This window comes from Nonomuraea diastatica (assembly GCF_004349015.1).
GTDB classification, from domain to species: domain Bacteria; phylum Actinomycetota; class Actinomycetes; order Streptosporangiales; family Streptosporangiaceae; genus Nonomuraea; species Nonomuraea diastatica.
Window position 1 is genome coordinate 1 of record NZ_SMKP01000292.1, and the last position, 8,543, is coordinate 8,543.

At 73.2% G+C, this 8,543-nt stretch carries 8 protein-coding genes; 3 read left to right on the top strand and 5 right to left on the bottom strand.

The features are described from left to right. Positions 1-287: 287 nt before the first annotated feature. A complete protein-coding gene (locus E1294_RS49520) occupies positions 288-1,247 on the top strand; it encodes a phosphatase PAP2 family protein (RefSeq protein WP_132519522.1) in 960 nt (319 codons plus the stop codon). A gap of 364 nt (positions 1,248-1,611) precedes the next feature. On the opposite strand, the gene E1294_RS49525 is transcribed toward E1294_RS49520, so the two are convergent. The 4 genes from E1294_RS49525 to E1294_RS49540 are packed head-to-tail and all read right to left on the bottom strand — an operon-like array spanning position 1,612 to position 6,012. Beyond that, positions 1,612-4,146 (bottom strand): ABC transporter permease, encoded by a 2,535-nt coding sequence (locus E1294_RS49525; protein ID WP_220448395.1) that lies wholly within the window; start codon positions 4,144-4,146, stop codon positions 1,612-1,614. Further along, entirely contained in the window at positions 4,140-4,784 is a 645-nt protein-coding gene (locus tag E1294_RS49530; RefSeq protein ID WP_132519525.1) for an ABC transporter ATP-binding protein, read from the bottom strand. Before E1294_RS49530 ends, E1294_RS49525 begins: the two co-directional genes overlap by 7 nt. Next, a complete protein-coding gene (locus E1294_RS49535) occupies positions 4,781-5,473 on the bottom strand; it encodes an ABC transporter ATP-binding protein (RefSeq protein WP_220448396.1) in 693 nt (230 codons plus the stop codon). The genes E1294_RS49530 and E1294_RS49535 overlap by 4 nt, the downstream gene beginning before the upstream one ends. Then, positions 5,431-6,012 carry a hypothetical protein gene (locus tag E1294_RS49540; RefSeq protein WP_132519531.1) on the bottom strand — a complete coding sequence of 194 codons (582 nt, stop codon included), beginning with the start codon at positions 6,010-6,012 and terminating at the stop codon, positions 5,431-5,433. Before E1294_RS49540 ends, E1294_RS49535 begins: the two co-directional genes overlap by 43 nt. 86 nt (positions 6,013-6,098) lie before the next feature. Here E1294_RS49540 and E1294_RS49545 point away from each other — a divergent pair, with 86 nt between their 5' ends. Next, a complete protein-coding gene (locus tag E1294_RS49545; protein WP_246083841.1) occupies positions 6,099-7,388 on the top strand; it encodes a sensor histidine kinase in 1,290 nt (429 codons plus the stop codon). A 37-nt stretch (positions 7,389-7,425) separates the two neighbouring features. Here the strand turns inward: E1294_RS49545 and E1294_RS49550 are convergent, their stop codons facing one another. After that, positions 7,426-8,103, bottom strand: a complete 678-nt coding sequence (locus E1294_RS49550; protein ID WP_132519534.1) for a response regulator transcription factor — start codon at positions 8,101-8,103, stop codon at positions 7,426-7,428. A 46-nt stretch (positions 8,104-8,149) separates the two neighbouring features. On the opposite strand from E1294_RS49550, the gene E1294_RS49555 reads away from it, so the two are divergent. Then, complete coding sequence (locus tag E1294_RS49555; protein WP_132519537.1) at positions 8,150-8,416, top strand: hypothetical protein; 267 nt, start codon at positions 8,150-8,152, stop codon at positions 8,414-8,416. The last annotated feature ends 127 nt before the right edge of the window (positions 8,417-8,543 follow it).

Below are 8,543 nucleotides of genomic sequence, written 5' to 3' on the forward strand. Positions count from 1 at the left end.
GGCGGGGCTCTGGTCGAGGGACGAGGCGAACGCGGCCCCTCCGCCGGCCAGGAGGACGGTGACGGTGGCGAGTCCGGCGATGATCATAGGCCTGCGCATAGACATATCTCCGTGCGTTGACGTCTTGCTGACGCCTCTCAGTCTGCGAAGACGACGGACAGCGGCAGGTTCTGCCATCCATAACGCGCGGTTAATCCTGCTGGGCCCCGTCCTGCGGGAGCGAAGGTAAACGTCGCGCTAACGGGATCTTGATCAGCCGCTGACGCGCCCTTTCCTACCGTTCCTCTATGTGGTCGAGCAGAACCAGGTTCCCGATCCCGGTCTCCGTCGCGCTCCTGGTCTTCGGGGCGGTGGTGGGGTTCGCCGCCCGCACGCCCGCCTGGACTGCGGCGGACACCAGCGTGAGCGAGGTGGTGCAGTCGGCACGCGGGCCGTGGCCGACGGCGGTGGCGCAGGCGCTGAACGTGGGGTTCGGCAACGTCGTGGGCACGGTCCTCGCCGTCGTCCTCGTCGTGGCGGTCGCCGTCTGGGGACGGTCGCGCGCCGCCCGGCTGGTGCTGGTGGTGATCGCCGCGGGGTGGGGCGTCGGCGCGCTGCTCAAGCCCCTGGTCGCCCGTCCGAGGCCGCCCGCGTCCCACGCGCTGGCGCACGAGCTCGGCCCGGACAGCTTCCCCAGTGGTCACGTGTGCCTGACCCTGTCGATGGCGGTCGCCGTCGCGCTGCTGGCCTGGAAAACCCGCTGGCGATGGCCCGTCCTGGCGGCGGGCTGCGTGCTCGTGGCCGGGCAGATACTAGCGAGGGTCTACCTAGGGGCGCACTATCCCACCGACACCCTGGGCTCGATCATCGTGACCCTGGCCGCCATCCACCTGGCGACGAACGCGCGCAGGCTGGGCCCGTTCCTGCTCCGGGCGGCCAACCGCCGCAGGGCCCGCCGGGCCGGCCCGCCCAGCACGCGGCAGGTGAAGATCTTGCTGCTGCACGCGTACGGCATGGGCGGCACCATCAGGACCGTCCTCAACCCCGCGAGCACGCTGTCGGCCGACCACGACGTCGAGATCGTCAGCGTCATCCGGACGAGGGAGCGGCCCTTCTTCCCGGTGCCGCCGGCGTTCGCGTCACCTTCCTGGACCAACGCCCGCACCGGCGCCGCGCGCGTTTGCTGGGCAGCAGGCTCATCCCGCGGGAGGAGGCGGCCTACGGAAGGTTCGATCTGCGGACCGACCTCGCCCTCCTGCGCTTCCTGAGCGGGCTGCGCACCGGCGTACTGATCACCACGCGTCCCGGGCTCAACCTGGCAGCCGCGCTGCTGGCCCGCCCGGCGTGATCACGATCGGCCAGGAGCACACCGGCTTCGGCGCGCACAAGCCCGCCGTCCGGAAGATGATCGCCCACAGGTACGGCAGGCTCGACGCCTTCGTCACCCTGACCGAGGCCGACCTGGGCGCCGTCCCGGCAGCACAGCCGGGACGTCATCGGCGAACGGTGGACCGCGCTGCTGGCGGAGCTGGAGGCGTAGCTGACCCGGCACCGGGGAGGAGGCCGTGAAGGCCGCGCCGACTCCAGGTGTGATGCCACATCAGCCCGCGCACGTCAATGGCGGGCAGCGCGTCACAGGTCGCGGAGCACCGTCAAGGGCGGGCGGCGCGCGGCCCGGACCGTGGCGGCTCCGGCGGCGAGTAGCGCCGCCACGCCGAGGACCGCGAGGGCGGCCAGGTACGGCCACGGCACGGCCAGCGCGTCGGGAGGCGGGTCGAACACGCCGCTGAGCACGGCCACCAACATCCGTGACAGCGCCCACCCGCACAGCGCGCCCAGCACGGCCGCGGCCAGTCCGACCAGCCCGACCTCGGCCCATACGAACGAGCCCAGCTGGCGCGGGGTCGCCCCGAGCACCCGGGCCAGCGCGTAGGTGCGGCGCCGCTCGGCGAAGCCGAGCACGAGCAGCAGGCCGGTAGCCAGCCCTGCCAGGGCCAGCGCGTAGCCGAGCTCGATAGCGGTCAGGCCGGACAGGTCCACGGCGGTGAGGCTGCTGCCGATGACTTGGCGGCTGGTCTCCACGTCGGTGACCTTGGCCGCCGGACCAAGCCGGCCGCGCAGGTCGGCGGCGACCCGGTGGGGCGGGGTGCCGTCCGTGGTGATGAGGTACGTGGTGTCGACGGGCATGTGGCGGGCCAGGTAGGAGGCGTTGGCGACGAGGAAGCTGTCGCGGGGCGCGGTGGGGAACTCGGTGACGATGCCGGCGTAGTGGAAGGGGACGGTCGTGCCGTCCTCGGTGCGCAGCCGCACCTGGTCGCCGAGGTGGAGCTGGAAGTCGTTGACGGTCTCCTGGCTGACTAGCAGCGCGTCCGGCTGGCGGGCGAGTCGGTCGAGGATCTCGCGAGCGGTGCCGCCGGAGACGTAGGTGTCGTGCAGGCGGGTGGTGGTGGGGCGGATGCCGTACAGGTCCTGCAGGTCGGAGCCGACGTAGGCGAAGCGGTGCTGCAGCGGCTCGACCCGGGCCACGCCGGGCACGGCCGCGAGCTGCCCCTGGGTGGCGGTGGTCTGGGAGACGGTGACGTCGGCGCCGTTGGTCAGCTCGGCGTCCACCTGGGCCTGCTGGAGGTAGGTGGTGTCGAAGACGGACGTGGAGACGGCGAACGCGACGGCCAGCGCCGCCAGGGTGGCGGTGCGGGCCAGCGGCGCGCGCTGGCGGGTCAGCATCGCCGACACGGTGCCCGCCAGGCTGCCGGCCAGCGGCCTGGCCGCCCAGGTGACGAACGAGCTGGGCAGCGTCCGGGCCAGGCGCCAGATGAGCAGGCCCGCACCCGCCCACAGCAGTGCCGGCCCGGCGAAGGCCCAGTAGTCGACCGACAGCTGGGGCAGCCCCTCGGGGACCAGAACCAGCTGGTAGCCGTTCCTGCTGGTGATCCAGAAGATCACGGCGGATCCGGCCAGCAGCCACAGGTCCAGCCCGTACCGCAGCCAGGCGGGAGAGCGGCGCGGCCCACCGACGGGGCGGCGGGCGGCGGCCACGGTGGTGGCGCGCAGCGCGGGCGGCAGCACGGTGGCGGCGGCGACCAGCAGCCCTAGGACGGCCGCCCACCACGACACGTTCGCCGACCCGAACAGCGCGCGTCCGGCCAGGGCGGCCGCCCCGAGGCCGGCCAGCACGCCGGCCACGCCCACGAGCGCGGTCTCGATCAGCGCGAGCCGCACGAGCGCGCCCTTGGACGCGCCCCTGGTCCGCAGCAGCGCCTGCTCGGCCGCCCGCCGCGGCTCCCCGGCACGGGTCACGAGGGCGGCGAGCAGCGCCGCGAGCACGACCGCCGGCATGCCCAGGAACAGGAACAGCACCTGCGAGTACAGGGCGTCCTCGCGCGCGGCGTCCAGGGCGGCGCCGAGGTTGTCGCCGACCAGCCCGCTGCCGGCCATCCGCTCCTCCAGGTTGCGGGCCTGCCCGGTGACCGCGGTGTAGGCCGCCGCCGGATCGGACGGCAGCCGGCGGTCGACGCGGATGTGGAACTGGGTGCGTACCCGGTCGCGGGGGATGCCGTCGGACAGCCGGTGCCAGTCGGCGGCCGGGAGCAGCAGCACGTTGTCGGGCGGCGCCTGCGGCTGCGCGCCCGGCGGCGCGCCGACGCGCTGGAACAGCGAGTCGGCGGCGGGCAGCTCCACCACCCCGGTGACCGTCACCGCCGCGTCGGGCAGCCCGGGACGGCGCACGGTGACGGTGGCGCCGGGTGCGGCGTGCAGATTGGCGGCGGTCTGCTGGGCGAGCAGCGGCCCCTTCGCCGTCCCGGCTAGCATGCGCAGCTCGCCGGGGAAGGCGGCGGCGTAGTCGGCGGGCAGGCCCAGGATCTGGCCGGCGCCAGTGGTCAGCGTCTGTCCGCCCTGGCGCGACTCGAACCCGTCGATCCGGGCGAAGTCCACCTCGCGGGAGGTGCCGGGCATCGGGACGGACAGGGCCTGGCCGGGCTGCTGCTCCACCTGCCAGTCGACCGGCACCCGCTGGAGCGAGCGGGCCGTCATGGTGACCTTGGCGGAGGCGAGGAACGCGCCCAGCATGGCGGGGAGGGCGACGGCGAGCGCGATGCCCGCCGCGGCTGCGGCCAGCCTGCCCGCCCGGCGGGTCAGCAGGCCGCGCAGCCAGATGAAGATCAGCATGCAAGCACTCCGTCGCTCATGGTCCAGGTCTGGGGCAGCCGCGCCGCGACCAGCGGGTCGTGGGTGGTGATCACGAGGGCCGCGTCCAGCCGGGACGCCACCTCGGTGAGCAGATCGACCGCCCGGCGGGCCAGGTCCGAGTCGAGCTGCGCGGTGGGCTCGTCCGCGATGATCAGCCGGGGCTCGGCGGCCAGCACCCGGGCGACCGCCACGCGCTGCGCCTGCCCGCCCGACAGCTCTTCCGGCAGCGCTCCGGCCAGGCCGGCCAGGCCGATGGCGGCCAGCGCGATCAACGCCCGCTCCCTGGCCTCGGCGTCCCCCAGTCCGGCGACGAGCAGCGGCAGCGCCACGTTCTCGGCGACGTTCAGCGGGGGAAGCAGGCTCGGCCCCTGGAAGACCACGCCGATCCGGCCATGCGGGCGGTCGTCGAACGCGGGCCAGCCGATCCGCCCCGCTGTGGGGCGGTCGAGCCCGGCGAGCAGGTGCAGCAGCGTCGTCTTGCCCGACCCCGACGGGCCGGTGACCGCGACCTGCTCGCCCGGCCGCAGCTCGCAGGTAACCTCGTGGACGGCGACCAGGGCGTTCGCGCCCCTGCCGTAGACCCGGGCCAGGTTCTGGCAGGTGACCAGCGCGGTCATGTCGCCCGCCCGTCCTTCAGCTCCACCACGCGGTCGGCCAGCCGCCGCACGGCCGGGCTGTGCGAGGCGATCACCACGGCGGTGCGCTCGCCGGCCTGTTCGCGGATCAGCCGCAGCACGGGCGCCTCGGTGTGCTGGTCGAGCTCGCCGGTGGGCTCGTCGGCCAGCAGCAGCGCGGGGCGGTTGGCCAGCGCCACGGCCAGCCCGGCGCGGGCCGACTCTCCGCCGGACAGCTGGCTCGGCCACGCCCCCGCCCTGGCCCAGAGCCCCAGCACAGCCAGCAACTCGTCGCGCAGGCGCCTGTCCCGTCGCCCCGCCAGCTGCTGGGCCAGATCGACGTTGGCCGCGACCGTCAGGTGTTCGATCAGGTTGCCGCTCTGGAACAGCACGCCCACCAGCCGGGCCCGCAGCGCTGCCCGCTCGGCCTCGGGCCGGTGGCTGATGCGGTGGCCGTCCACCGTGACGGTGCCGCCGTCCGGGTCGTCCAGCCCGCCCAGGCAGGCCAGCAGCGTGGACTTACCCGACCCGGACGGGCCGCTGACCAGCACCACCTCGCCGGCGGCGGCGTGAAGGGTGACGCCGCGCAGCGCCCTGGTCTCCTCATCGCCTGACCGGTAGAAGCGGTAGAGCTCCTCGGCTCGCAGGATCATGACGTCGTCCAGCGGAAGGAGTCGGAGACCGTGCGCCACGGGTCCACGTTGTCGGCGCCGACAGGGCCGGACAGGGTCAGGATCGCCTCGCGCCCGGTCCGGTAGAAGACGTAGCGCTCGATCTCGTCCCTGACGACCTTGCCGGTGACCGGGTCTGGGCTGCTGTCGGCGCGGTAGACGACCCGAATCGCTCTGCCGCCCTTCCTGGTCACCGTGCCGACCGTGCTGATCTGGCCGTCTTTCACCTGGTTCCTGACCGACGCCTCCGTCGGCGGCGAGGCGGCGGGCGCGGTCTCGATGCGGATGCTGTTCAGCTTGTCGGTGAAGCCGGCCCCGGTGGGCAGGTCCGTGCGTGCCCACCCCTCGGGCACCTTCACCTCGTACGGCTGACCGGGATGCCGATAGGCCACGAACAGCGTGTCGTCTGGAATATCGCCCGGCGGATTCGACTCCGCGGCCCGCGGAGTCACCGGTGGCTGCTCCTGTGTCTGCGTCTGAGTCTGGGCGGGTGCCGCGGCCGCGCAGCCCACCGCCAGCCCCGCGACGACCAGGGCCATGACGCTATGCCGTACCTTCATGTCTCCCACGCTAGAAGCGGGCCGGAAAGCGCCCGCTGAGCAGCCCGTTAGCGGAGCGTTTACCTGCCTTCTGCCACCTTGGGAGGGTGACAGCGCAGGGAGTGCCGCTGCGGCGGCGGGTGCTGGTGGTGATCGTGAGCGTGACCGCCCTGGCCGTCGCGCTCTTCCTGGTGCCGCTGGCGGTCGCGATGAGCCTGCTCTACCACGACCAGACCGTGGCGGCCCTGCAACGCGACGCCGCCTGGGTCGCCGCCGCCGTCCCCGATGAGCCGCGGGTGCCGTTGAGACTGCCGACGGGCCTGCCGGGCGACCTGGCCATCGGCGGCTACGCCGTGTCCGGCGCCCGACTGTTCGGCGACGGCCCCGCCCACTCCGGCCTGGCCGCCTCCAGCAAGGACGGGCGCGTCCACGACACGGTGGAGGGCGGTTTCCTGGCCGTGTCCGCGCCCGTCCCCTCCGACGAAGGCACCGCCATGGTCATCCGAGTGGCGACGCCGAACTCACAGGTTAGGGATCGCGTCCATCAGGCGTGGCTGCTGATGGGCGGGCTCGCGTTGATCGTGATCGCGCTGGCCGCGGGCGTGGCCGTGCGCCAATCGGCCCGGCTCGCCGCGCCCCTCGAGCGGCTCACCGCCGTCGCACAGGCGCTCGGCGGCGGTGACTTCAGCGTTCGCACGTCCCCTTCCGGGCTGCGCGAGGCCGACCAGGCCGGGCAGGCGCTGGAGTCGACCGCGCGCCGCCTCGGAGCCGTGCTGTCCCGGGAGCGGGCCTTCAGCGCCGACGTGTCCCACCAGTTGCGCACCGGGCTGACCGGGCTGCTGCTCGGCCTGGAGTCCGCTCTGTCCCGTCCCGGCGCGGACCTGGCTCCGGCGATCCGGGCCGCGCTGGCCAGAGGGGAGCGGTTGCAGGAGGTGATCGACGATCTCGTACGGCTCAGCCGCGACAGCCGCGTGCCGATCGAGCCGCTAGACGTCCGCGGGCTGATGGAGGAGATCCGGCAGGAATGGCTCGGCCCGCTGGCCGAGCAGGGGCGCCGCCTGACCATCACCGTGGAGCCGGAACTGCCGCCGACGACGGCCCAGCCCGCGGCCGTCCGGCAGATCCTGCGCGTGCTGCTCGACAACGCGCTGCGCCACGGTCAGGGGGAGGTCGCGGTCACCGTGTCCGACGTGGGCCCGGGGCTGGCCATCGAGGTGAGCGATCATGGGCAGGGCGTGGCGGAGGGCGCGGATCCGTTCATCCGGTCGAGCGGCGACAGCCACGGCATCGGCCTCGCCCTGGCCCGCTCGCTGGCCGAGGCCGAGGGCGGCAGGCTGGTGCTCAGCCGGGCCCGGCCGCCGCTGTTCAGCCTCCTGCTGCCGGGCCGCGGCACCTAGCGCTTGCCAGTGCGCCGATGATGGCGCCCGGCAGCGGTCAGGGTTCGTAGCGGTAGCCGCGCCCCCGCACCGTGACGATCCGCTCCATCCCCTCGCCGTGCTCTGCCAGCTTGCGGCGCAGCGCGAACACGTGCACGTCCAGCGTCTTGGTGGAGCCGAACCAGTTCTCGTCCCACACCTCGTCCATGAGCTGTTCGCGCGTCACCACCTCGCCCGCGCGGCTCACCAGCGCCGCCAGCAGATCGAACTCCTTGGGCCGCAACGCCACCTCCGCCTCCCCGACGTACGCCCGCCGCGCGGGCAGATCGAGCCGCAGCCGCCCGGCGGTCAACACGCGCTCGCCCTGCGCGGGGCCGCGCCGCCGCAGGTGCGCGCGGATCCTGGCCATCAGCTCGGTCAGCCGGAACGGCTTGGTCAGGTAGTCGTCGGCGCCAGCGTCCAGAGCCACCACGACCTCGAACTCCTGCGTACGAGCCGTGAGCACGACGATCACCGTGTCCGGCACAGCCGACCGCAACCGCCGGCACACCGCCACCCCATCCACGTCCGGCAGCCCGAGATCCAGCAGGACGAGATCCGGCTGGTGCCGGTCCGCCACCTCCAGCGCCTCGGCCCCGGACGCGGCCGCCTCCGCCTGGTAGCCCTGCGCCGCCAGCGCCTCGACCAGCTCGGATCTGATGACCAGGTCGTCCTCCACGACCAGCACACATGTCATGCGCCCGATCGTACGTTTCCCGCGGCGAGCAGCCACGAGCGAACCCGTGCGTGACCGCATCGTCGAGCTGGCCGCCGACCATAACCACGGTGACTCCGGGCAGGCGCTGCTCCGGAAAGGCGAGATGCCCATCCCTCGACGACAAATGTGCTGCAGTAGATGCCGGATTTACTGCGGCAGACTCATGATCGCGGCAATCCTGACCTGGACCGCCTCATCCGTGATCGAGATCGAGGCGTACGCATTTACCGCGGCAGAGCGGAATGAGGCGCCTCGGATCTTCCACCAGCGGGACTGTCAAATTGACGGCTGATCTGGTCGGAAATTAAGACCGTTCGGTAGGCGCACGTCAGTAACCCACCACTGCTCCAGCGTGGGTGATGCTCTTGAGCTGCAAGAATGTGAAGTGTTGATCCCCCAGCGGGGTGCCGGGGATGAGC

Coding starts and splice junctions, on each gene's coding strand:
- E1294_RS49520 (WP_132519522.1), top strand. CDS start 288: ATGTGGTCGAGCAGAACCAGGTTCCCGATCCCGGTCTCCGTCGCGCTC.
- E1294_RS49530 (WP_132519525.1), bottom strand. CDS start 4,784: ATGACCGCGCTGGTCACCTGCCAGAACCTGGCCCGGGTCTACGGCAGG.
- E1294_RS49550 (WP_132519534.1), bottom strand. CDS start 8,103: ATGACATGTGTGCTGGTCGTGGAGGACGACCTGGTCATCAGATCCGAG.
- E1294_RS49540 (WP_132519531.1), bottom strand. CDS start 6,012: ATGAAGGTACGGCATAGCGTCATGGCCCTGGTCGTCGCGGGGCTGGCG.
- E1294_RS49525 (WP_220448395.1), bottom strand. CDS start 4,146: ATGCTGATCTTCATCTGGCTGCGCGGCCTGCTGACCCGCCGGGCGGGC.